The sequence below is a fragment of the Murinocardiopsis flavida genome, from assembly GCF_003014485.1.
Classification (GTDB): Bacteria; Actinomycetota; Actinomycetes; order Streptosporangiales; family Streptosporangiaceae; genus Murinocardiopsis; species Murinocardiopsis flavida.
The window spans coordinates 298,365-322,597 of record NZ_PYGA01000005.1; the positions used below are offsets into that span (position 1 = coordinate 298,365).

19 protein-coding genes are annotated in these 24,233 nt (G+C 73.1%); 8 read left to right on the top strand and 11 right to left on the bottom strand.

Annotated features, from left to right (window positions below):
* Positions 1-98 precede the first annotated feature (98 nt).
* The 8 genes from CLV63_RS10060 to CLV63_RS10095 form a co-directional block, all read right to left on the bottom strand.
* Positions 99-902 carry an ATP-binding cassette domain-containing protein gene (locus CLV63_RS10060; RefSeq protein ID WP_106582659.1) on the bottom strand — a complete coding sequence of 268 codons (804 nt, stop codon included), beginning with the start codon at positions 900-902 and terminating at the stop codon, positions 99-101.
* A complete protein-coding gene (locus CLV63_RS10065) occupies positions 899-2,044 on the bottom strand; it encodes an ABC transporter permease (RefSeq protein WP_106582660.1) in 1,146 nt (381 codons plus the stop codon). Before CLV63_RS10065 ends, CLV63_RS10060 begins: the two co-directional genes overlap by 4 nt.
* Positions 2,044-3,057, bottom strand: coding sequence for a substrate-binding domain-containing protein (locus CLV63_RS10070; protein WP_106582661.1), 1,014 nt, complete (start codon positions 3,055-3,057; stop codon positions 2,044-2,046). Before CLV63_RS10070 ends, CLV63_RS10065 begins: the two co-directional genes overlap by 1 nt.
* Position 3,058: 1 nt before the next feature.
* Complete coding sequence (locus tag CLV63_RS10075) at positions 3,059-4,003, bottom strand: sugar phosphate isomerase/epimerase family protein (protein WP_106582662.1); 945 nt, start codon at positions 4,001-4,003, stop codon at positions 3,059-3,061.
* A 35-nt stretch (positions 4,004-4,038) separates the two neighbouring features.
* Positions 4,039-5,046 carry a Gfo/Idh/MocA family oxidoreductase gene (locus CLV63_RS10080; protein ID WP_106582663.1) on the bottom strand — a complete coding sequence of 336 codons (1,008 nt, stop codon included), beginning with the start codon at positions 5,044-5,046 and terminating at the stop codon, positions 4,039-4,041.
* A gap of 226 nt (positions 5,047-5,272) precedes the next feature.
* A complete protein-coding gene (locus tag CLV63_RS10085) occupies positions 5,273-6,361 on the bottom strand; it encodes an ROK family glucokinase (RefSeq protein WP_106582664.1) in 1,089 nt (362 codons plus the stop codon).
* Between the two features lie 60 nt (positions 6,362-6,421).
* Entirely contained in the window at positions 6,422-7,273 is an 852-nt protein-coding gene (locus CLV63_RS10090) for a hypothetical protein (RefSeq protein WP_245928691.1), read from the bottom strand.
* A 219-nt stretch (positions 7,274-7,492) separates the two neighbouring features.
* Complete coding sequence (locus tag CLV63_RS10095) at positions 7,493-8,755, bottom strand: KamA family radical SAM protein (RefSeq protein WP_106582715.1); 1,263 nt, start codon at positions 8,753-8,755, stop codon at positions 7,493-7,495.
* 561 nt (positions 8,756-9,316) lie between these two features.
* Between CLV63_RS10095 and plsX the strand changes: the two genes are divergently transcribed.
* The 3 genes from plsX (at position 9,317) to argS (ending at position 13,509) form a co-directional block, all read left to right on the top strand.
* The gene (gene plsX / locus CLV63_RS10100; RefSeq protein WP_106582716.1) at positions 9,317-10,336 is read left to right on the top strand and encodes a phosphate acyltransferase PlsX; all 1,020 of its coding nucleotides are present in this window, start codon (positions 9,317-9,319) and stop codon (positions 10,334-10,336) included.
* Between the two features lie 1,177 nt (positions 10,337-11,513).
* Complete coding sequence (locus CLV63_RS33165) at positions 11,514-11,723, top strand: hypothetical protein (RefSeq protein ID WP_146165541.1); 210 nt, start codon at positions 11,514-11,516, stop codon at positions 11,721-11,723.
* Positions 11,724-11,778: 55 nt separating this feature from the next.
* Positions 11,779-13,509, top strand: coding sequence for an arginine--tRNA ligase (gene argS, locus CLV63_RS10110; RefSeq protein WP_106582666.1), 1,731 nt, complete (start codon positions 11,779-11,781; stop codon positions 13,507-13,509).
* An 847-nt stretch (positions 13,510-14,356) separates the two neighbouring features.
* Here argS and CLV63_RS10115 read toward each other — a convergent pair.
* The 3 genes from CLV63_RS10115 to CLV63_RS10125 all read right to left on the bottom strand — a co-directional run bounded on the left by CLV63_RS10115 (position 14,357) and on the right by CLV63_RS10125 (position 17,155).
* Positions 14,357-15,094, bottom strand: a complete 738-nt coding sequence (locus CLV63_RS10115; RefSeq protein ID WP_106582667.1) for a hypothetical protein — start codon at positions 15,092-15,094, stop codon at positions 14,357-14,359.
* A gap of 281 nt (positions 15,095-15,375) precedes the next feature.
* On the bottom strand, positions 15,376-16,287 hold the full coding sequence (locus CLV63_RS10120) for a ribokinase (RefSeq protein ID WP_106582668.1): 912 nt from the start codon (positions 16,285-16,287) through the stop codon (positions 15,376-15,378).
* 79 nt (positions 16,288-16,366) lie between these two features.
* A complete protein-coding gene (locus tag CLV63_RS10125; RefSeq protein WP_211301236.1) occupies positions 16,367-17,155 on the bottom strand; it encodes an exodeoxyribonuclease III in 789 nt (262 codons plus the stop codon).
* Between the two features lie 792 nt (positions 17,156-17,947).
* Between CLV63_RS10125 and CLV63_RS10130 the strand changes: the two genes are divergently transcribed.
* The 5 genes from CLV63_RS10130 to CLV63_RS10150 all read left to right on the top strand — a co-directional run bounded on the left by CLV63_RS10130 (position 17,948) and on the right by CLV63_RS10150 (position 24,139).
* Positions 17,948-18,673, top strand: a complete 726-nt coding sequence (locus CLV63_RS10130; protein WP_106582670.1) for a response regulator transcription factor — start codon at positions 17,948-17,950, stop codon at positions 18,671-18,673.
* Positions 18,674-20,092, top strand: coding sequence for a sensor histidine kinase (locus CLV63_RS10135; RefSeq protein ID WP_106582671.1), 1,419 nt, complete (start codon positions 18,674-18,676; stop codon positions 20,090-20,092). It abuts the gene before it with no gap.
* Between the two features lie 119 nt (positions 20,093-20,211).
* Complete coding sequence (locus CLV63_RS10140; protein ID WP_106582672.1) at positions 20,212-22,140, top strand: acyl-CoA dehydrogenase family protein; 1,929 nt, start codon at positions 20,212-20,214, stop codon at positions 22,138-22,140.
* A gap of 215 nt (positions 22,141-22,355) precedes the next feature.
* Positions 22,356-22,844, top strand: a complete 489-nt coding sequence (locus CLV63_RS10145) for a hypothetical protein (RefSeq protein WP_106582673.1) — start codon at positions 22,356-22,358, stop codon at positions 22,842-22,844.
* Positions 22,845-22,918: 74 nt separating this feature from the next.
* Positions 22,919-24,139 carry a winged helix-turn-helix domain-containing protein gene (locus tag CLV63_RS10150; RefSeq protein WP_106582674.1) on the top strand — a complete coding sequence of 407 codons (1,221 nt, stop codon included), beginning with the start codon at positions 22,919-22,921 and terminating at the stop codon, positions 24,137-24,139.
* Positions 24,140-24,233 lie beyond the last annotated feature (94 nt).

Sequence of the window (24,233 nt, forward strand, 5' to 3'; positions counted from 1 at the left end):
CGGCGCAGCTCGGCGCCTGTCCGAGCCTGTCCGCGCCTGTCCGCGCCGGACCGCGGACGACCTCCGCGCGCCCCGGCGGGCCGGGGCGCGCGCCGCCGTCAGCCGCGGTCCAGCTCGTGGCTCAGCTCGTCCAGTTCGGAGCCGCCCGCCATGAGCCGGGTCAGCTCGTCCCTGGTGATGTCGTCCCTGCCGTACTCCCCGAGGCTCGTCCCGCGCTTGAGCAGCAGGAACCGGTCGCCGACCGGGAAGGCGTGATGCGGGTTGTGGGTGATGAACACGACGCCGAGCCCGCGCTCCCGCGCCCGCGCGATGTAGCGCAGCACCACACCGGCCTGCTTGACCCCGAGCGCCGCCGTCGGCTCGTCCAGGATCAGCACCCTGGCACCCATGTACACCGCACGCGCGATCGCGACCGACTGCCGCTCACCGCCCGACAGCGTCCCCACCGGCTGGTCGACGTCGCGCAGGTCGATCCCCATGCGCAGCAGCTCCGCGCGGGTGGTGGCGCGCATGGCGGGCACGTCCAGCCGGCGCAGCGGCCCCCGGCCCCTGGTCAGCTCCGACCCGAGGAAGAAGTTCCGCCAGATCGGCATCAGCGGGACCATCGCCAGGTCCTGGTGGACCGTCGCGATCCCCGCGGCGAGGGCGTCCCGCGGGCCGCCGAACGCCGCCGGGGCGCCGTCGAACAGCAGCTCGCCCTTGTCGTGCCGGTGCACGCCGGAGAGGACCTTGATGAACGTGGACTTCCCGGCGCCGTTGTCGCCGAGCACGCAGGTGACCTCCCCGGCGGCGACCGTCGTCGACACCCCCTCGAGGGCGGCGACGTGGCCGTAGTACTTGGCGATCCCGCGCGCCTCGATGACGGCGGTGCGGGTCTGCGCGCCCGGTTCCGCTGCGGTCATTTCGCCTCCCCCCGCTCCGCGCCGGTATCGGCAGCGGGCTCGGCCGACTCGGCGGTCGGCCCTCCGTTCAGCGGGTCGGCCGCCTTGGTCGCCGCGGCCCCCGCGGTCTCGGCCCGCCGGCGCACGTACATGTTCACCACGACGGCGGCGAGCAGCATCGCCCCGAGGAACGCCTTCAACCAGTTGTTGTCCCACCCGGCGAACACGATGCCCTGGTAGGTCATGCCGTAGATGAGGGCGCCGAGCGCGCCGCCGATCGCCGACCCGAACCCGCCCGTGAGCAGGCAGCCGCCGACGACCGCGCAGATGATGTAGATGAACTCCACGCCCACGCCGGTGGACGCCTGCGCCGTGGTGGTCCGGAACAGCGACAGCATGCCCACGAGCCACCCGGCGAACGCCGTCGTCATGAACAGCCCGATCTTGGTCTGGAGGACCGGCACGCCGACCTGCCGGGCGCTCCGCGCGTCGCCGCCGACCGAGAAGATCCAGTTCCCGACCCGGGTGCGCAGCAGCACCCACGTGCACAGCGCCGTGAAGACCAGCCACCACAGCACCGACACCTGGAGGGCCGGGCCGACCGTGGTGCTCGACCCGAACAGCCAGCGCGCGTCCCAGAACCCGCCCGCCTCGCTGAGCCCCTGGATCGCGACCTGCCCCGTGATGGCCTTGGTCAGCGCCAGGTTGAGGCCCTGGAGGATGAAGAACGTGCCCAGGGTGACGATGAAGCTCGGCAACCCCGTGCGCATGACCATCAGGCCGTTGGCGAGGCCGATGGCGAGGGCCACCACGAGCGACACCACGACGGCGACCCAGATGTTCACCCCGGCGTGGGTCGCGAGCACGCCGGTGATGAGCCCGGTCGAACCCACCATCACGCCGGTGGACAGGTCGAACTCGCCGCCGATCATCAGCATGCTCACGGCGACCGCCATGATGCCGAACAGCGCGGCGGACTCCAGCCAGGTGGCGACACCGGCCGGGGTCAGGAAGGTGTCGGTGACGACCGAGAAGAACACGAAGATGACCGCCGCGGCGGCGAAGGCCCCGACCTCGGGCCGGCGCAGCACGCGGACCGCGAGCGCGGCGCGGGGGACGTCGATGTCGGGAAGCGCCCGGCGCTCCCTAGCTGCGGTGGCCATTATCGGGTCCCCTGTTCGGCGAACTTCGTGACCTGCTCGGCGTTGTCCTTGGTGATGAACGCCGGGCCGGAGTAGACGGGCCGCCCGCCGCCGACGTCGTTGCCGTTGCGCACCTTGAGGGCGAGCATCGTCACGGGCAGGTAGCCCTGGACGTAGGGCTGCTGGTCGACGGCGAACCCCAGGTCGCCCGCCGCGATCGCCTTGGTGATGTCGGGCGACACGTCGAAGGTCGCGATCTCGGCCTCGGACTCGGCGTCGCGCGCGGCGCCCACTGCGGCGTTGGCGATGGCGGGGTTCAGCGTGAGGATGCCGTCGACGTCCTTGTCGGACATCAGCTTGTTCTGGATCGTGGTGCGGGCGTCGGCGACGTTGGAGACGTCCACCTGGAGGTTCTCGGTGTCGCCCGCGAACTTCTCCTTGGCGCCGGCGCAGCGGTCCTCCAAGCCGACGTTGCCGGCCTCGTGGATGACGCAGAGCACCTTGGACGCGCCGTTGTCGGTGAACCGCTCGCCCGCCGCCTCGCCCGCCATCCGCTCGCTCTGGCCCACGTGGGTGATCGCCCCGTAGGACGCCGACTGCTCCAGCCCGGAGTTGATGGTGATCACCGGGATGCCGGCCTCGACGGCTGACTCCACGCTGGACTTCACCCCTTCGGGGTTGGCCATGGAGATGACCAGCCCGTTCACACCCTGGGCGACCGCGTTGTCGATGAGCTGGCTCTGCTGGACGGGGTCGGGGTCGCCCGAGTAGTTGATGGCGGCGCCGTGCTCCTCCCCGGCCTGCTCGGCGCCGCTCTTCACGACGTCCCAGAACGGGTCGCCGGCCCTGCTGTGGCTGACCACGGCGAACGTCAGCTCGCCGGTGTCGAGCTCCGCCGGCTGCTGCGCGCCGGTCGCGCCGGGGGACTGGCCGTTCGTGCATCCGGCGAGCAGCAGCCCGCCGAGTGCCAGGACGGCGACCCTGCTCCGCCGGCCGGCCGACGGGCCGGGCGCCCGGCCCTTGCTCCACTTCATGTCATTCGCCTCCGGTCACTGCGTGATCCCGGGCCTGCGCCGCACGCCCGCCGGCGGGCGCCGGGGCGAGGCGGTCGCGCAGGAACGCCACCGACGCGCGGACGTCGGCGAGCGGGCCGCCCTCGTCGTCCGGCGCCCCGGCCAGTCGGATGTCCTGCTCCAGCACGTACCAGCCGGCGTACCCGGCGGCGGAGAGGTCGGCCAGGATGCCGGCGACGTCGACGTCCCCGGCGCCGAGCGGCTGGAACAGGCCCTGGGAGACGGCCTCGCCGAACGGGACCTCCCCGGCGACCACGCGCTCGGCGAGGGCACCGTCGACGTCCTTGAGGTGGGTGTGCGCGATCCGGTCGACGGCCGACCGGCTGAGGTCGCGCGGGTCGGCGCCGCCGACGAGCAGGTGGCCGGTGTCGAGGCACAGCGGGACCGCGGAGCCGTCGAGCACCCGGTCGACCTCGCCGCGCTGCTCGACGACCGTGCCGACGTGCGGGTGCAGGCTGGCGGTGACCCCGCGCTCCGCGGCGTGCGCCGCGAGTTCGTCGAGGCGGCGCAGCAGCACCGCCCACTGCCCGGCGTCGAGTTCGGGCCGGGCGTCGTAGCCGTCGGTGCCGGTGGCCGCGGCGAGGACGAGGTTGTCGGCGCCGGCGGCGAGGAAGCCGTCGATGGCGCGGTCGACCTCGGGCCGCGGGTCGTGGCCGCTCTCGTGCAGCACGACGGGGACGAAGCCGCCGACCGCCGCGAGGCCGTGCTCGGTGAGGGCCGCGGCCTTGTCGCGGGGCGCGTCGGGCAGGAAGCCGTCGGGGCCGAACTCCGTCGCGGCGAGCCCCGCCTCCCGCATCTGCGCGAGTACCGTGCCGAGGGGCATCTGATACCCCCAACCGGGCACTTCGCTGACGCCCCAGGAGATCGGGGCGCCGGCGATCCGGGCTGCTGCGGTGGGCTCTGCCATGGGTTCCTCCGCGTCGAGGGGTCGGGTTCGGGTGGTCAGGCCGGACGCAGCTCGGCGATCCGGACCGGGCGCCGCTCGCGCATGGACAGGTCGGCGGCCTCGGCTACGAGGACCGCCTCAAGCGCCTCGGCGACGTCGCACGGGCTGTCGATCTCGCCCGCGGCGACCCGCAGGAAGGCCAGCATCTCCGCCTCGTAGGCCGGCGCGAAGCGCGGCCAGAACCAGTCCCACGCCTCCTGGCCGGGGAACCGGACGCCGGGCTCGGCCGAGTCGATCGGCATCTTGTCGTCGTAGCCCACGCCGATCGTGGAGTCGGAGCCCGCCAGCTCCATCCGGACGTCGTAGCCGCCGCCGTTGTAGCGGGAGCCCTGGACGGTGACCAGCGTCGCGTCGTCCAGCACCAGCAGCGCCGCGGAGTTGTCGACGTCGCCCGACTCGACGAAGTACGCCGCGCCCCGGTTCGCGCCCAGTGCGGTCACCTCGACGACTTCGCGGCCGGTGACCCAGCGCAGGATGTCGAAGTCGTGGATGTGGCAGTCGCGGAACAGGCCGCCGGAGGTCGGCACGTACGCGGCCGGCGGTGGCGTGCGGTCGGCGGTGACGAGGTGCACGCGGTGCAGCTGGCCGATGTGCCCGTCGCGCAGCGCCTGGCGGGCGTAGGTGTACCCGGAGTCGAAGCGGCGCTGGAAGCCGATGTGCACCGGCACCCCGGCCTTCTCGACCTCCCGTGCGACCTCGACCGTTGCTTCGAGGGTCGGGGCCACCGGCTTCTCGCAGAACACCGGAATGCCCGCGCGGACGGCGCCGACGATGAACCCGGCGTGCACCGAGGTCGAGGCGGTCACGACGAGCGCGTCGACGGCGCCGGGCGCGAGGAGGGATTCGGGGTCCTCCGCGACGGAGGCGCCGAGGGGCTCGGCGACCGCGCGGGCGGCCGCGGCGTCGGCATCGGCGAGCACGAGTTCGGTGACCGCGGGCTGCGCCGCGACGACCGCGGCGTGCGCGGCGCCGATGCGCCCTGTTCCGACGAGCCCTACGCGCATTGGTCCTCCTCCGGGTGGACGGTCACGACGCGAGGACTTGTGTCTCGGCTCACGTCTGAGGATGTTTCTACGTGAGCCCCAAGAGCGTGTCAATGGTTTGTCTAGACATAAGAACTTATTGACGCCGACTGGCTCCGGCCCGGTGTCGCACGAGCACGCTCCGTCGCGCCCGGTCGGCCCGCTCCGCCCCCTGCCGGGCCCCGGCGCCGGGGCCCGGGGAACCGGCCTACCGCTCCCTGCACGCGCGCAGCCGCGCCTGGCGGCGGCCCTGGCGCCAGCGCGGGAGCGCGTCCCGCGCGAGGTCCGCGGCGCCGATCATGCCCGCCTCGTTGCCGAGGGACGCCGAGACGATGCCCGCCTCCGCGCGGTGCCCCCTGCCGGTGAGGTTGCGGCGGAAAGCCGTGCGCGCCGGGCCGAGCAGCAGGTCGCCGCACTCGGAGACCCCGCCGCCGATGATGAACAGTTCCGGGTCGAAGGCAGCGGCGAGGTTCGCCAGGCCCACGCCGAGCCACGTCCCCGCGTCCTCCAGCAGCTCCACGCACGCCCGGTCGCCCTCGCGCGCCAGATCGCTCACCAGCGGCCCGGTGATCAGCGCCGGATCGCCCCCGACGGCGTTGATCAGGCCGCGCGCCACCGGGGAGTCGGCCGCGACGAGCTCCCGCGCGTCCCTGGTCACGGCGTTGCCGCTGGCGTACTGCTCCCAGCAGCCGCGGTTCCCGCACTCGCAGCGGTGGCCGCCGGGCACGATGATCTGGTGGCCGAACTCCCCCGCGAGCCCATGGCGGCCCCGGTGCAGGCGGCCGTTGATCCCGACCGCGCCGCCGATGCCCGTCCCCAGGTTCACCACCACGACGTCGTCGGAGCCGCGCCCCGCCCCGACGCACATCTCCGCCCACGCCGACGCGTTGGCGTCGTTCTCCACCACGACGGGCAGCCCCAAGCGGGCCTTCAGCGCGTCGCGCAGCGGCTCGTCGCGCCAGGCGAGGTGCGGGGCGAACAGCACCTTGGCGCGCTCCTCGTCCACGAACCCGGCCGCGCCCACCCCCACCGCGCTCACCGGGTGATCGCGCCGCAACTCCTCGACCACCCCCGCGATGGTGTCCTCCACCACCTTGGGGCTCTTGCTGCGGTCGGGCGTCTCCGTGCGCCGCCGGGCCAGCACCCGGCCCGACGGGGTGACGACACCCGCGGCGACCTTGGTCCCGCCGATGTCGATGCCGATCGTGAGGCCGCGCCGCCGGGGTCCGGCGCCCCACTGGGCGCCCCTGCCACCGGGCCCGACCTGGCTCGGAGCGGATGAACTGGAGTTATGCATAGCGGCGCCACACTAGTCGACCCGCACCCGCCGCCCCGCCGCCGCCCCGCCGCGAGCGGGCTACGGCGCCACCCGCGCAACGGGGTCGGCCGCCGGATCGGGCGCCGGGTCCGGCGCGTCCGGGCGGCGCTGCGGCGGGATGTCGAGGACCAGGTCGTGGCGGCCGGCGATGAGCTCCTGGACGCGGATCTTGGCGCGGATCAGCGGCCGCCGCAGCCGCGTGTCGCGCCGCACCGCCGCCGCCAGCACGCGGGAACCCTCGGGGTAGCGCCACCGCGCCCACGGCGACCCGGGCACGGCCAGGCGCAGCGCCGCCACCACCGAGATCGCGGGGATGAACACCCCGGCCAGCCCCGTCCAGATCTTGCCCTTGAGCAGGCTGACCACGGCCCCGGCCAGGTTCACCAGGACGAGCCCCACCAGCGCCGCGCGCATGCCCGCGCCCGACACCCCGGCGTGCTGCAACTCCAGCCAGCCGAACGGGCGCATGCCGAGGAGCAGCAGCCCGGTGAGCCCGATCGCGGCGAACACCGCGTCGACCGAGGTGCGCCCCTGCTCGGTCCAGTAGACGTCCCGCAGGTGCAGGATCAGCGCGAACTCGTCCAGGACCAGGGCCGCGCCCAGGCCGAACAGTGCCGCGGCGATCGCGATGGGCACGCCCGTCCGGTCGGTGATGAGCAGCGCGGCGACGCCGCCGAGCAGCATGAACGCCACCCCGAAGACCACGTGGTGGATGTGCAGGCCGCCCGGCGCGACATTGCCCGGCCACCAGCGCACCCTGGCCCGGATCAGCCGCACGCTCAGCCGGATGAACAGGAACCCCGCGACGAACGCGACGAAGAAGCAGAACAGCGGCAGCCGCCCCGACCCGACGACATAGCTGCTGAAGTTCGCGCCCAACCATGCGCCCATGAGGTCCTTTCCAGCACCGCGCCGAGCCACTGCGAGGCAGCCGATTATGCCTCGTGCAGGGCGCGACCGGCGCTGATCCGGACGGGGAACCAGGGTTTTCTCCGGGTGCGCAGCGGGGCGGGCCCTACCGCACTCCCTTCCCCATTCCCGCCACCTCTCCCCTGCCGCCTGCTGCCGCCTGCTGCCGCCTGCTGCCGCCCCTCTCGTGCCCCTCTCCTGCTACCCCTCGTCCGCCCCGCTCTCATAGGGGAACCGGGTGGCGCCGAGTGCCGGTTTCAGGTCGAACAGCCAGGACGCGCTCTCGTCGTACTTCGCGAAGAACGGCCGCCCCACCAGTTCGGGGTCGCGCGCCTGGATGAGGTGCAGCACGAACACCTTCTCGCCCGCGACCTCGACGACACCGTCGACGGTGACCTTGCCGGGTGTCGCCGACATCGACGGCCCCCGCACCGTGCGCGCCAGCCCCGAGACGTTGCGGTACGCGCCCTGGAAGATCTCGTAGGCCCGCGCCAGCGGCACGGCGAAGTAGTCCTGCGGGCCCGTGTCGCGCTCGACGAACATGTAGTACGGCACCATGCCGTGCCGCACATGCGTGCGCCACATGCTCTCCCACGTGCCGGGATCGTCGTTGATGGTGCGGATCAGCGGCGCCTGGGTGCGGATGACCGCGCCGGTGCCGCGGATCCGCCGGACCGCGTCCTGCACCAGCGGCGGCGCCATCTCATTGGGGTGCGAGAAGTGCGCCATGAACGCGAGGTTCTTGCCGGCGTCAACGACCCGCTCGAACAGCCGGAGGGTGTCGTCGGCGTCGGGGTCGGTCGTGAACCGCTGCGGCCAGTACGCGAGCGACTTGGTGCCGATCCGGATGGACTCCAGCGTCTCGACGGCCAGCAGCGGTTCGATGTAGCGGGAGAGGACGCCCTCACCCATGATCATCGGGTCGCCGCCGGTGAACAGCACGCTCGTGACCTCGGGGTGGCTGTGCAGATAGGCGACCAGGTGGTCGATCTCACCCGAGGCGAACTTCAGGTCCGGTTCGCCGATGAACTGCGCCCAGCGGAAGCAGTACGTGCAGTAGGCGTGGCAGGTCTGGCCCTGCTTGGGGAAGAACAGCACCGTCTCGGCGTACTTGTGCTGCACGCCCTCCAAGGGGTCCTGCTCAGCCGCGCCGCCGAGGGTGGGCACGTTCAGCGACATCTGCCCGGCGGGGTGCGGGTTCAACCGGGCGCGGATCTCGTTCGCCGCCTGGTTGACCTCCTTCTTCGGCGCGCCGCTGCTCAGCAGGTCGGCGATGCGGGCGACGTCGGCGTGCGGCAGCATGTCCGCCTGCGGGAACGTGAGCCGGTAGATCGGGTCGTCCGGTGCGGCGGCCCAGTCGATCAGCTCGTCCACGACGTAGCCGTTGACGCGGAACGGCAGCACCGTCGCCACCGCGCGCACAGCGAGGCGCTCGGCGGCGTCGAGCCCCGCGCGGGCCGTCAGTTCGTCGAGGTGCTTGGCGGTGTAGGCGCGGAACCGGCGGCCCGAGGCCGCGTTCGCAGCAGCGGGGTTGGCAAGGGACGGACCGGATGACGGCGCGGAGGACGGCTCCGCGTCATGTGTCACGCTCACGCGTCTCCTTTCGACTTTCTCGATCGAGCCATGGGCAGCACCGATACCGAACGGTCGGCTGGTGGGACATCGTCGTCCCGGCGTGTTCACGCCCCCCGGCGCCGCCCATAACGTGAACAATGCGGTGAGAACCTGCACCCGGTGCGTCATTGCGGACCGAGCCAAGAATCGGACGTACCCGAAGTGGCGAGACTCCTACCCACTTTTCCAAAATTGCAGCCCTGACCTGCAATGTGTTCGTAGTATCCGAAAAGCCCGGTTAGCCGAAAGGCCGGGTTTCCACTACCCAGGGTCACCTGGCTGTCCCGTCCGCTACCCGACACCCGCCGTCCACCCTGAGCCCGAACACCCTGAGCCCGAACACCGAGGAGCCCCATTTTGAGCACCCCACCTCGCGGCGGGCCACGCCCGCCGGTGGTCGCGGTCGACGCGATGGGGGGCGACAACGCGCCAGGGGAAGTGGTGAAGGGCGCCGTCCGCGCCGTCCGCGAGCACGGCGTCCGCCTGGTCCTCGTCGGCCGCCGCGCGGAGATCACCGAGCTGCTGCGCGCCGAAGGCGCCACCGACATCCCCGTCGTCAACGCCGACGAGGTGCTCGCCATGCACGAGGGCGCCCTGGCGAGCTGGCGGCGGCCGCGGTCCAGCGTCGCCGTCGCGTGCAAGCTGATCCGCAACGGCGACGCCGCCGCCCTGGTGTCGGCCGGCACCACCGGCGGGGTGGTCGCCACCTCCACCGTCCGGCTCCGCACCCAGCCGGGCGTGCTGCGGCCGGCGCTCACGGTCGCCCTGCCGACGCGGCCGAACCCGACGATCCTGTTGGACGCCGGGGCGAACGCCGACGCGAAACCGGAGATGCTCGTGCAGTTCGCGCACCTCGGCGCCGCCTACGCGCACACGGCGCACGGCATCTCCGAGCCGCGCGTGGGGATCCTGACCATCGGCGCGGAACCCGGCAAGGGCAACCGGCTGGCCCGACGCACCACCGAGATGCTCGCCGCCATCGCCGAGGGTCCGCCCAAACTCAACTTCCGCGGCAACATCGAAGGCCACGACCTGCTCGCCGGGCACGTCGACGTCGTGGTCACCGACGGCTTCACCGGCAACGTCGCCCTGAAGACCGTGGAGGGCACGGTCCGCTTCGTCCTCGACGAGGTCCGCGGCGCCCTCAGCTCCGGGCCCATGGCGAAGGCCGGGGCGTTCCTGCAACGGCGGTCGCTGCGCGAACTCGGCGAGCGGGTCGACAGCGAGACCTACGGCGGCGCCGTGCTCCTCGGCCTGAACAACACCGTGGTCATCGCCCACGGCTCCAGCCGCGCCCAGGGGGTCGCCGGGGCCTGCGTCCTCGCCGAACGGCTCGTCGAGGGCCGCATCGCCGACCAGGTCCGGCGCCGCGTCACCGCGGGCGGGCGGGCCACCGGCTGGCTGCACCGCCTCAGCCAGAGCGAGGAGTAACCGGCCCGGTCACTCCCTCTCCCCGCACCGCCCCCCACCCCCGAGGAGCCGCCGATGCCCCCGTCCACCGGCCCCGGCCGTGCCCCGGCCCGACGCCGCGTCGTCGCCCTGGTCCTCGTCGCCGCCGCTGTCGCCGCAACGGGGGCCGTGGGGATCGCCGCGGGGCGGTCGGCGACACCGTCGCCGCTCGACCGCACCCCCGCCGAAACAGCGGCCGTCGCCCTCCCCCGGCTGGAGTTCCTGCACGGTGCCCTGCGCGCGGGCGCAGGCGACGACATGCAGGCCCTCTTTCCCGAGGGGTACTTCTTCACGCACGCGTTGTACGGGCTGAGCTGGACCGACGTCGCCGTGCTCGATCCGGCGCACCGCGACCGGGCGCTGCGCGAGGCCCGCTGGTCGCTGCGGCGGCTGGAGTCTCCGGCCGGACGCGCGCCGTTCCCCGCGGACGCCCGGCCCGCCCACGGCGTGTTCCACGCCGGGTGGACGGCGTGGCTGCGCGGGCGGATCGTCTCCGCCGCGGGCGGGCCCGCCGCCGCACCGCGCGAGGCCGCCCGGCTCGACGAGGACGCCAAGGCGCTGCGCGCGGCCTTCGACGCCGCGCTCGACGCCGGACCGCGGGACGGCACCCCGTTCCTCGCCGCCTACCCCGGGCGGTCCTGGCCGGTCGACAGCGTGGTCGCCGTCGCCGCGCTGCGCCAGCACGACCGGATCACCGGCTCCGGCGCCTCCGCGGACACCATCGCGCGGTGGACCGGCGCCGCGCGCGACCGGCTCGACCCCGGCACCGGCCTGCTCCCGCACAGTTCCGACCCCGGCACCGGGCACCCGACCGAAGGCGCGCGGGGCAGTTCGCAGGCCCTGCTGCTGCGCTTCCTCGCCGAGATCGACCCCGAGTGGGCGGCCCGCGACTACCGGACGTTCCGCGCGGAGTTCGCCTCGGAGATCGGCATGCTGCCCGCCGTCCGCGAGTTCCCGCGCGGCGACGACTCCCCCGGCGACGTCGACTCCGGCCCCCTCGTCTTCGGACTGTCCGCGTCGGCCAGCACCGTCGCCATCGGCGACGCCGTCGTCTTCGGCGACGCCCCGGCCGCGGCGGCCCTCACCGGCTTCGCCGAGGCGCTGGGCGCCGGGGCGGGCCTCGGCACCACCCACCGCTACCTCGGCGGGGCCGTCCCCATTGGCCGATTGCGCTTGCGCACGGTCGCTCACCGCGGGGGCCGACCACGGCGCACCGGACCCGCCCGGCGGCGCCCCCGGCGCCCCCGGCGCCCCCGGCACGCCGCCCTGGTGGTGGCGCGTCCCCTGGTCGCTGCTCGGCGCCGGGGCGCTCGCGCTGCTGTGGTGGCCGGCGGTGCGCGCCCTGCGCGCCGCCCGTACAGCGCGGTGAACCGGTCTCCCCAGCTCAACGCATTCAGGTGGGCAGGTGTCGGTAGGCTTGCCGCATGGCCGACCCGCAAGATGTTCTCGCGCGACGGGTCCAGACCGCGCTCGGCGCCGCCTTCGGCGCCGAGTACGCCGGAACCGACCCCGTCATCCGCCCGTCCCAGTTCGCCGACTACCAGGCGAACGCCGCCCTGGCGCTGGCGAAGAGGCTCGGCCGAAAGCCGCGCGACGTCGCCGCCGACATCGTGGCGCACCTGGACGCGGGCGACGTCGTGCGCGACATCGAGATCAGCGGGCCCGGCTTCATCAACCTCACCCTGCGGGCCGACTGGATCGCCGACCGCGCCCAAGAACTCCTGGCCGACCCCCGCGCCGGTGTGCCCGTGCAGCAGCGCCAGAACATCCCGATCGACTACTCCGCGCCCAACGTCGCCAAGGAGATGCACGTCGGGCACCTGCGCACCACGGTGGTCGGCGACGCGCTCGCACGCACCCTGGAGTTCCTCGGGCACAACGTCATCCGGCAGAACCACCTCGGCGACTGGGGCACGCCGTTCGGCATGCTCATCGAGCACCTGCTGGAGGTCGGCGAGGGCTCCGCGGAGGCCGACCTCGTCAAGACCGACCCCAACCGCTTCTACCAGGCGGCGCGCGCCAAGTTCGACGGCTCCGAGGAGTTCGCCGCGCGGGCGCGGGCGCGCGTGGTCGCGCTGCAATCGGGCGACCCCGCGACCCTGCGGCTGTGGCGCGAGCTCATCGAGCTGTCCAAGGCGTACTTCAACCGCATCTACGCCAAGCTCGACGTCACCCTCACCGACGCCGACCTCGCCGGCGAGAGCATGTACAACGACGCCCTCGCCGGCATCTGCGACGAACTGGAGGAGAAGGGCATCGCTGTCGTCAGCGAGGGCGCGCTGTGCGTCTTCCTGCCCGGCTTCACCGGCCGCGAGGGCAAGCCGGTCCCGCTGATCGTGCGCAAGAGCGACGGCGGCTACGGCTACGGCACCACCGACGTCGCGACCCTCAAGTACCGCTCCGAGGTCCTCAAGGCCGACCGCGCGGTCTACGTCATCGGCGCCCCGCAGGCCATGCACCTGAAGATGGCGTGGGGCACCGCCAAGGCCGCCGGTTGGGCCGACGGCACCGAGCCGGTCCACGTCCAGATCGGCAACGTGCTCGGCACCGACGGCAAGATCCTGCGGACCCGCAGCGGCGCGCCCATCCGGCTCATGGCGCTGCTCGACGAAGCCATCGAGCGCGCGGCGAAGGTCGTCGGCGAGGCCCGCCCCGACCTCGACCCCGACACCAGGGCGCGGATCGCCCAGCAGGTCGGCATCGGCGCGGTCAAGTACGCCGACCTGTCGGTGGCGCACGACACCGAGTACGTGTTCGACTTCGACCGGATGCTCGCCCTCCACGGCAACACCGGCCCCTACCTCCAGTACGCCGCGGCCCGGATCCGCTCCATCTTCCGCAAGGGCGGCCTCGAACCCGAGCAGGCCACCGGCCCGATCGAGCTGGGCGAGGACGCCGAGCGCGCGCTGGCGCTGACCCTCCTCGGCTTCGGCCCCGTCGTCGCCCACGTGGGCGACACCCTTGAGCCGCACCGGCTGAGCGGCTACCTGTTCGAGCTGGCGCAGGCGTTCACCACGTTCTACGAGCGCTGCCCCGTCCTCAAAGCCGACGACGACTCCGTGCGGGCGTCGCGGCTGGCGCTGACGGCGGCCACCCTGCGCGTCCTCGTCCAAGGGCTCGACCTGCTCGGTGTGCAGGCGCCCGAGCAGATGTAGCGCCCCGGCGCCGCCGTCGACCGGCTACTGCCGACTGCTCCTGTCGGTCGGTTACCGTCGACCGCTGCTGTTAGGGCTGCTGCTCCGGTCGGGTCCCGACGGGCGCGTGGGGTCAGGGGTCGGGTCCGGCGAGGTAGTGGGGCTCGGCGGGCGGGTCGGCTCCCTCGTGGGGCTCGGCCGCGGGGGCTTCGGCGTCTTCGTCGCACTGGGCGACCGCGACGGCCGCTCACTGCGCGGGTCGTCGCCGCGCCGGGCGGTGGGACTCTCGACGGGCGGGCCGGGGCTCGGATCGGGCCGGCCGGCACGCTCCGGGTCGACACCGTCGGGGGCGGCGCTCTCGCGCGCATCCGGCGACGCCGAGCGCGACACCGCCGGGTCGGACGGCGCGGAATCGGGGAAGGTCACGGTGTTGTCGCTGGCGGCACTGGGATCCTCGCCGCGCGCCGGGCCGAGGACCAGCACCGCCGCCGCGACGGCCGCCACGGCGCCCGCGCCGATGCCGAGGAGCGCGATGCGCCTGCGGCGCCGGCGTTGCCGGGCGAGTCGTCGCCGGGTACTCCGGTTGGGGCCCGTTGCGGGCCCCGCGGGTGGGTCAGCGTTCATGGGATCGCCGTGTCCGTGACGGGGGGTCGTGCGACCGGTGGGGCCGGGCGCGGCCGTGTGCGGGACCGGCGGCCCCGCACCCAACTCTTCGCACCCTAAGCAGGCGCGGTACGGCCCCGCGCCGACGAACCCCGGCACCCGATCACGGAACGCCTATACCGGCGGGATCCCGGACATTACGGCGTGACGCAGATCACCCATGATTCGCGGGCCGGGACGAGCCCGGCCCGCGTCAGCGGGGTCGTCACTTGGGGCAGAAGATCGGTATCCAGCAGCCGTCGTCCTCACCGTCATCGGGGTCTTCCCCGGGATCAGTCGGTTGGGTCGGCGGCGGCGAGGACTCCTTCCCCGGGTCGGCCGGCGGCTGGCCGCTGTTGTCGGCCGGCGGCGAAGTCCGGTCGGGCGAACCGTCCGGCGTCCGCTCCTGCTGCGTGGCCGACGCCTCCGATTCGGGCGGCGGCGACTGCGCCTGCGCCTGGTGCTCCACCTCCGGCTCGGGCGGGGCGGACGGCTCGGGCGGCGTGCCGGGGGACTCACTGGGCGACGGCGACGGGGATGCCTCGGGCGAGGCCGACGGGCTGGGGGAACTCGACTCGAACGAGGACTCCGGGGGCGGTGCGGCGCTCTCCGGCGCGGAGACCTGCATGGACCACGCGGTGACGGCGATCGCCACCGTGGTCAGCAGGCCGACGCCGAACACCGCCGCCATGACCAGGCGCCCGCGCCGGTCGCGACGGTCGCGCCGCCGCCGGGCACTGCGGGAGTCGTCGGGGTCGACCGCCGCCGGGACGACGTCGGGGTCGTCGTCGGGCGCCGGCTCGTGCGCGTCGGCGCCGGCCGACCGGGACCGGCGGTCGAACTCGGGGTTGTCGCGCAGGTCGTCCCAGAGGTCGTCCTCCGGCTTGTCCGGGGATACAGCATCGTCCGGGGAAACAGGGTCGTCGTCGTTCCGGGGCACATCCCGGAATTCGTCATCGGGCATTGGGGCGAACGCGTCCTTCGGAGGGGGCGGTGGGGTTCACGGTGCACGGCCGGGGCCGCCCGCGGTACCCCCGGTTCGACCGGACTCCGCTGGCGTGCCGTGCGTCAGGCGCGCCGGGCTCGACTCCCCTCACGAGGAGTACCCGGCTGCTCGCTTAGACACGTAGTACTCGGGACAGGTTCCCGCAAATTGCCCGAAACCCCAACTATCTCGAACCGGACATCCGGCCGCGATCGGGCGCGCCCTGCCTGTTCTCAGCCCATTCCCGGTGAAACCGGTGGTCAGCGCCCTGGGAGCGCCGCGTCGATCTCCGACCGGTACGGCATCGACGTGCTCGCCCCGTGCCGCTGCACCGCCAACGACGACGCGGTCGCGGCGAACCGCATGGCGTCGGCCGGGTCGGCGCCCTCGGCCCGCGCCACGGCGAACGCGCCGCAGAACGTGTCGCCGGCCGCCGTGGTGTCGACGGCGGCGACCGGCAGCGCGGCGCCCTTGACCGGTCCGGTGCCGCGGCCGCCGTACAGGGAACCGTCCTCGCCGAGGGTGATGATCACCTCGGGGACGCGCTCCAGCAACGCTTCGAGCGCCCGCCCCGGGTCGCTCTCGCCGGTCAGCGCCGCGGCCTCGTGCTCGTTGGGCACCAGCAGGTCGACGGCGTCGAGCAGTTCGTCGGGCAGCGCCCGCGCCGGAGCGGGGGTGAGCACGGTCGGCACCCCCGCCGCGCGGCCCGCGCGCGCCGCCGCGAGGACGCCCTCCAACGGCAGTTCGAGCTGGAGCAGCAGCGCGGCGCTGCCCGACAGCAGCCGGACGTCGTCCTCGCGCAGCCCGCGGACCGTGCCGTTCGCCCCGGGCACCACGATGATGGAGTTCGCCCCGCTGCCCTCGACGACGATGTGCGCGATGCCGGACGGGCCGTTCTCCATCCGCAGCCCCGACACCTCGATGCCGGCGTCGACCAGGTTCGAGCGCAGGACCGTGCCGAACGCGTCGTCGCCGACCGCGCCGAGGAACGCGACCTCGCCGCCGGCGCGCGCGGCCGCGACCGCCTGGTTCGCGCCCTTGCCGCCGGGCACCTGCCGGAACGCGGTACCCGTGACGGTCTCCCCGCTGCCCGGCGCGGTCTCCACGTAGGCGACGAGGTCCATGTTGATGCTGCCGAAGACCGCGATCTGCGGCGGGGAAGTGTCAGTCACCCTCGTCAGACTAGCGAGCCGGGGCGCGGGCGCCGAAGCGCACCCCGCTCGGCGCGGCGGCCGGGCGCACGCCGGTTTCTCACGCCAGTTCGAGGATCACCGGGGCGTGGTCCGACGCGCCCTTGCCCTTGCGCTCCTCGCGGTCGATCCGCGCGCCCTCGACCCGCGCCGCCAGCCCCGGCGACGCCAGGAGGAAGTCGATGCGCATGCCCTTGCGCTTGGGGAACGACAGGCCCTTGTAGTCCCAGTACGTGTAGACACCGGGGCCCGGGGTGTGGGGGCGCACGACATCGGCGAACCCGGCGTCGACCACCGCCTCGAAGGCGTCGCGCTCGGGCTTGGTGACGTGGGTCGCCCCCTCGAACTCGGCGATGTCCCAGACGTCGTCGTCGTGCGGCGCGACGTTGAAGTCGCCGCACAGCGCGATCTGCGCGCCGGGATCCTCGGCCAGCCACTGCGCACCGGCCGCGCGCAGGCGGTCGAGCCAGCGCAGCTTGTAGGCGAAGTGCGGGTGGTCGACCTCGCGGCCGTTGGGGATGTACAGGCTCCACACGCGCACCCCGCCGCACAGGGCGCCGATGGCGCGCGCCTCCTCGACGGCGGGCTCGCCGTAGCCCGGCTGCTCGGGGAAGCCGACTCGGACGTCGTCGAGCCCCACCCGCGAGGCGATCGCCACGCCGTTCCACTGGGACAGGCCGTGGTGCGCCACCTCGTAGCCGAGGTCGGTGAAGACCGACGCGGGGAACTGGTCCTCGCGGCACTTGGTCTCCTGCATGGCGACGACATCGACGTCGCTGCGCTCCAACCAGGCGGCGATCCGCTCGGACCGCGCCCGGACACTGTTCACGTTCCACGTCGCTATACGCACATCGGCCAGGCTAGCGCGGGGCACCGACATAGGGCGGCCGACCGGCGGCGCCGCCGCGGCGTTATCGCGGCCGATCGGCGGGCAGTAGTCATGAAGAGGGGGTCCTCGGTACGGCCGTCCTCCGCACCGGGGACCCCTCACGCGACTCCAGGCACCTGCATCGCGACTGCTGCGTCGAGCCGGGGTGATCGCTTACTGAGTTAGATGGCCGCAACCGGTCTTCGGTTCACATCGATCTCGGAGAATTTCCGCGGGCCGCGCCCGGCGGTCGCCCGGGCGCGCCGAACGGCGCGCGGCACCCCGCGCACGGGACCGCTGGTGACCGGCCGCCTCCGCCCGGTGTCCGGGCGGCCCTTTCGCGGCCTTTTCGGCGCGCGACTCAGGGATTTCCCAGCGTCCCCACTGCCGCGTCCCAGCATCGTGGACTTGTATGGACCGCGGGAGGCGCCGACGGGCACGACCTCGGCGCCCGCTCCCGCGAACCGGTGGAGACGGGGCGTCCCCGCCGGCCGCGGAGCAGGAAGGGCACGGCCACGGACCACGGTCCGCCGTTGGGGCGACGGCGTAGGTGGCGATCCTTCCAGGGGGATGGCGGGCACGGCGCGCTCCGCCATCCCCCTTCTCGTGCCCACTGGTCAGTAGTCCTGCCCACCGGTCGGTACTCCGGGCGCCCCGCCAGCGGGCGAACCGGTGCCGCCCGGCGGGCACCGGCCGAACTGCGGCATCATGGAGAGTCCGCACGAACACCCCCGCCAATAGCGGCGTCATCGAACGCCTCCTTGAGGTGACCCCATGAGCGAAACCTCGACACAGCCCCACGTGCTCGTGATCGACGACGAGCCCAACATCCGCGATCTCGTGCAGGCCGCACTCCGGTTCCACGGCTTCGAGGTCAGCACCGCCGCCGACGGACGCGAGGGACTCGCGCGCGCCCACGACGCGCGGCCCGACCTCATCGTGCTCGACGTACTGCTGCCCGACATCAGCGGATTCGACGTGTGCAAGCGGCTGCGCGCGGCAGACGACGACGTGCCGGTCATCTACCTCACCGCGCGCGACACCCCCTCCGACACCGTCACCGGGCTGTCCCTCGGCGGCGACGACTACGTCACGAAACCGTTCTCCGTCGAGGCCCTGGTCGCCCGGATCCGGGCCCTCCTGCGCCGGGCGCGGCGCGACGACCACGGCGCGAGCGCGACCCGCGACGACGACGGCGTCCTGCGCTTCGCCGACCTCGAACTGAACGAGCGCACCTGGACGGTCCGGCGCGGCGGCGTGCCGCTGGAGCTCTCCCCCACCGAGTTCCGGCTGCTGTCGTTCCTGATGAGCAACGCCGGCCAGGTGCTGAGCCGCGCGCAGATGCTGGAGAACGTGTGGGGCTGGGACTACGCCGGCCAGTCGCAGATCGTCGAGACCTACGTGAGCTACCTCCGCCGCAAACTCGACCCGCTCGGCCCCTCCCTCATCCACACCCAGCGCGGCGTCGGCTATGCGCTGCGCCTTGAGGACTCCCGGTAGATGCAGCGCGGACGGTCGCTGCGCTCCCGGCTGCTGATCGGCCTGCTCGCCGTGACCGGCGTCGGGCTGCTGTTCACCTGCGTGGTGAGCTTCCTGATGCTCCGGTCGTTCATCACCGAACGGCTCGACGCCCAGGTGGTGCTCGCCGCCGAGCGCGCGATGGTGCGGCTCGACAACGGCACCCCGCCCGTGGGCGTCGAGGCGCCCAGCCCGTCGCCGTACTTCGTGGTGCTGCTCAGCCCCAAGACCGGCAAGGTCGACAACGTCTACGGCGACACCCAGCGCGAGGACGTCGTCATCAGCCGCATCAACTCGATCCCGTTGGAGCGGCTGGTCGCGTACGGCAAGAGCAAGGAGATCTTCGAACTCGGCGACCCCGACCACGGGGTGCCGGCGCACCGGGCGACCGTGCGGCTGCGCTCCGACGCCGTCATGGTGAGCGGGGTGCCGACCGACGACCGCGAGGCGTACCCGTGGCAGCTGGTCCTCACTCAGCTGATCACCGCCGGCCTGCTGCTGAGCGGGCTGACCTTCATCGGGCGCTGGCTCATCGTGCGCGGGCTCGGCCCGCTCGACCGGATGGAGACCACGGCCAACCAGATCTCCACCGGGTCCGACCTCGCCGACCGGGTCCCGGGCGCGGAGCCCTTCAGCGAGGTCGGGCGGCTCGGCATGGCCATCAACACCATGCTCGGCCGCATCGAGCGGGCCTTCGCCGCCCAGCAGGCGTCGGAGGAGCGCGTGCGCTCCTTCGCCGCCGACGCATCGCACGAGCTGCGCACGCCGCTCACGACCATCCGTGGCTACGCCGAGTTGTACCGGCAGGGGGCCATCCCCGACGCGGAGCTGCCGGGCGCGATACGCCGCATCGAGAACGAGGCCGAGCGCATGAGCCGGCTGGTCGCGGAACTGCTGGAGCTGGCGCGGCTCGACCGGTCCGGCTCACTGCAATGGGACCGCTGCGACCTCGCGGCCGTGGTGCGCGACGTGGTCGCCGACGCCCGCGCGCTCGAACCCGGCAGGCGGCTCCGGCTCGACGTCCCCGACCACCTCGAACGCGAGATCGACGAGACCCGCTTCCGGCAGATCCTCGCGAACCTGCTCGGCAACGTCCGCGAGCACACGCCGCCGGGCACACCGGCGACGGTGCGGCTGTCGGCGGGCACCGGACCGGCCGAGACGGTCCTCACCGTGTCGGACGACGGCCAGGGCATGAGCAGCGAGGACCAGCAGCGGGCGTTCGACCGGTTCTACCGCGGCACGCGGGCCCCCGGCGGCGGGAGCGGACTGGGACTCGCCATCGTGCGGGCGATCGCCGAGGCACACGGCGGAACGGTGCACCTGGTCCCGCGCAACGGGCACGAGGGTTCCGGGGTGACGGTGACCGTGCGCATCCCGGCGCGCGGCACCGACGGCTGAAAGCACCCGCCGGGGTTGCCGCTCCTACCGGTGGGTAGAGGTGTGTCTGACATCACACCCGTTTCGCTGCCTTGATACCCCGACCTTCATACCCCGTCAACTGCCGATGAGGTGAGCCGATGACCGCGACCGAGCCCAGCCCCCAGCACGTGGACGAACGCCAGGCCCGCAAGGTCGCCGAGGACGCCCGAGAATCCGAATGGCGGCTGCCCAGCTTCGGCAAGGAGCTGTACCTCGGGCGTCTGCGCCTCGACCTGGTACACCCCTATCCGCGCCCCGGCCCCGACGCCGTCCTGCGCGGCGAGGCGTTCCTCGGCAAGCTGCGCGGCCTGTGCGGCGGAATCGACGCGCACCGCATCGAACGCGAGGAGCAGATCCCCGACGACGTCATCCGGGGCCTGAAGGGCATCGGCGCGTTCGGCATGAAGATCCCGGAGTCCTACGGCGGCCTCGGGCTGAGCCAGGTGTACTACAACCGGGCGCTCACCCTCGTCGGCTCGGTGTCGCCCGCCATCGGGGCGCTCCTGTCGGCGCACCAGTCCATCGGCGTCCCCCAGCCGCTGCGGATGTTCGGCACCGAGGACCAGAAGAAGCGCTTCCTGCCGCGCTGCGCGACGACCGACATCAGCGCGTTCCTGCTCACAGAGCCCGACGTCGGCAGCGACCCCGCCCGGCTGCGCACAACGGCCGAACCCGACGGCGACGGCGGCTACCTGCTCGACGGGGTGAAGCTGTGGACCACCAACGGCGTGATCGCCGACCTGCTGGTCGTCATGGCGCGGGTCCCCAAGAGCGAAGGGCACCGGGGCGGCATCACCGCCTTCGTCGTCGAAAGCGCCTCCGACGGGATCACCGTCGAGAACCGGAACCGGTTCATGGGGCTGCGCGGCCTGGAGAACGGCGTCACCCGGCTGCACCGGGTCCGGGTCCCCGGCGAGAACCGCATCGGGCGCGAAGGCGAGGGCCTGAAGATCGCGCTGTCCACCCTGAACACCGGCCGGCTGTCGCTGCCGGCGCTGTGCACGGGCGCGGGGAAGTGGGCCACCAAGGTCGCGCGGGAGTGGTCGGCCGAACGCGTCCAATGGGGACGACCCGTGGGGCGGCACGAGGAGGTCGCCAAGAAGGTCTCCTTCATCGCCGCGACCGCCTACGCCATGGAGGCCATGCTCGAACTCGCCGGTCAGCTCGCCGACGACGAGCGGAACGACATCCGCATCGAGGCCGCCATCGCCAAGCTGTGGTCGTCGGAGATGGCCTACACCGTCGCGGACGAGCTGATCCAGGTCAGGGGCGGCCGCGGGTTCGAGACCGCGGAGTCGCTGGCGGCACGCGGCGAACGCGGCATCCCCGCCGAGCAGATGCTGCGCGACCTGCGCATCAACCGGATCTTCGAGGGCTCCACGGAGATCATGCACCTGCTGATCGCTCGCGAGGCGGTCGACGCGCACCTCTCGGTGGCGGGCGACATCATCGACCCCGACGCCGACCGCGCGGCAAAGGCGCGCGCCGTCGCCAAGGCCGGGACCTTCTACGCCGGCTGGTTGCCGACACTGGTCGTCGGCGAAGGGCAGCGGCCCACCGCTTTCAACGAGTTCGGACCGCTCGCCAAACACCTCCGCTACGTCGAGCGCACCAGCCGCAAGCTGGCGCGCTCCACCTTCTACGCGATGACGCGGTGGCAGGGCGGAATGGAGACCAAGCAGGGCTTCCTCTCCCGGGTGGTCGACATCGGCGCCGAACTGTTCGCCATCAGCGCGGTGGTCCTGCGGGCGCACAGCGACCGCAAGGAGCACCCCGAGCGCGACACGGGCCCCTTGGAACTGGCCGACGTGTTCGCGCGGCAGTCCAAGCTGCGCATCGACCAGCTGTTCACCGCCATGTGGGACAACACCGACGACATCGACGGCAGGCTCGCCAAACGCGTCCTCGACGGCCGGTACGCGTGGCTGGAGGACGGGGTGCTCGACCCCTCCATCCCCGGCCCGCTCATCGCCGCCGCCGAACCCGGCCCGTCCGAGAGGACCGACGTGCACCGCACCGTCGAATAGGGGGCAGCAGCCCGCCACGCAAGGGAATGGGGCGGTGGGCGGCCGCTGATCCGCGGCCGCCCACCGCCCCATTCGTGCGCATCCTTCTCACCTGCCCCGGTTTCATGCAAGAATCGGGCACCGGGTGACTGGACGCTCACCGTTCGGAACGGCCGCACACGCCGGGTCGCCCCCGCCTCCTCCGATCCCCCCTTCACCGTGCAGCGAGCCACCCCATGGAAATCGACGTCTCCATTCCGCCCGGCCCCGGACCGCGCCGCAGCGTCCTGACCCGCGCCCTCGACCGCCTCCACGACCTCACCCGCTGGCACTGGTTCGCCATCGGCGCGGTGATCGCCGTGGGCGCCGCCAGCGGCCTCATCATGCTGACCGCGCCCGACGGCGCGGGCCAGGACGCCACGCCCTCCGCGGCCCGCGCCGAACCCTCGCCCGACCCCGAACGCGACAAACCGGCGACCCCCTCGCCCTCGCCGGAGCCCTCGCGGGATGCGGCCGGCTCATCGGGCACCCAGCACGCCGAGTCGTCGGCCACCCAGGCCAAGAAGCCCAAGCCGGAGCCGAGCCCGAGCAGCACGCCGACCCGCCGCGCCGAACCGCCCAAGGAGACCGCCGAGCCCACCGAGTCCCCCGAGTCCGGCTGGCCCAGCGAGGAAGACCTCGAACGGCTGCGCGAGTACTACGAGGAGCACCAGAACAACCGCTGAGGGCAAAACCGCTCCGAACCGGGCCGGAGTCGGCCTGAGCGCCGGGGCACCGACACCCGCTACCCTTAGCACTCATGTACGAAAGCGCACCGCAGCCGCAGCCCCTCCCGCACCCGCGGCGCGACTCCTCGCTCTCACAGGCCCAGGCCCGGCGCATCGCGCTTGCGGCACAGGGCTTCGCCGCCGCACGACCGGCGGGCGCCGTCACCCTGCGGCACGTCCGACGGGTCGTCGACCAGGTCGGCGTCGTGCAGATCGACAGTGTGAACGTGCTGACCCGCAGCCAGTACCTGCCGTTCTTCGCCCGGCTCGGGCCCTACGACCCCGGGCTGCTCGAACGCGCGTCCTCCCGGCGCACCCGGCACCTGGTGGAGTACTGGGCGCACGAGGCGAGCCTCATCCCACCGGCCACCCACCGGCTGCTGCGCTGGCGCATGGCGCGCGCCCGCAACGAAGCGTGGGGCGGCATGCGCGCCATCGCCGAGGAGCGGCCCGATCTCGTCAAGGACGTCCTCGACGAAGTACGGCGCTCCGGCCCGGTCACGACCCGCGGCATCGAGGACGCGTTGCAGCACCAGCGCGGCCGCGCCAAAGGCCCGTGGTGGGACTGGTCGGAGGTGAAGACCGCGCTGGAGTTCCTGTTCTGGTCCGGCCAGATCAGCACCGACGGTCGCACTCGGCAGTTCGAGCGCCGCTACGACCTCCCCGAGCGCGTCCTCCCGTCGGAGGTCCACGCCACCCCCGACCCCGAGCCCGACGACGCCCGCCGCGAGCTGGTCCGCATCGCAGCCCGCGCCCACGGTGTGGCCACCGAGCAGTGCCTGAGCGACTACTTCCGCCTCAGCCGGGCCGAGGCCCGCCCGGCGATCGCCGACCTGGTCGACGCGGGCGAGCTGGTCCCGGTGTCGATCGAGGGCTGGAAGCGGCCGGGGTTCCTGCACCACGCGGCGCGGGTCCCGCGGCGGATCCACGCGCGGGCGCTGCTGTCGCCGTTCGACTCCCTCGTCTGGCAGCGCGAGCGCACCAGCATGCTGTTCGCCATGGACTACCGCCTGGAGATCTACGTCCCGGCGGCCAAGCGCAAGCACGGCTACTACGTCCTGCCGTTCCTGCTGGGCGACCGCCTGGTGGCGAGGGTCGACCTGAAGTCCGACCGCAAGGGCGGCGCGCTGCTGGTCCAGCAGGTCACCTACGAGCCCGACGCACCACCCGAGGCCGCCGAGGAACTACGCGCCGAACTGGCACTGATGGCCCAATGGCTCGAACTGCCCAACGGCGTCACCCACCGCACCTAAGCTTGTTGTTTAACCTTGCCCGGGGACCTGGCCTACCCGGATCAATCGTTTCCCGGACAGAGAACGCGGCCGTCCCCCACGCTTCGAGATGTCG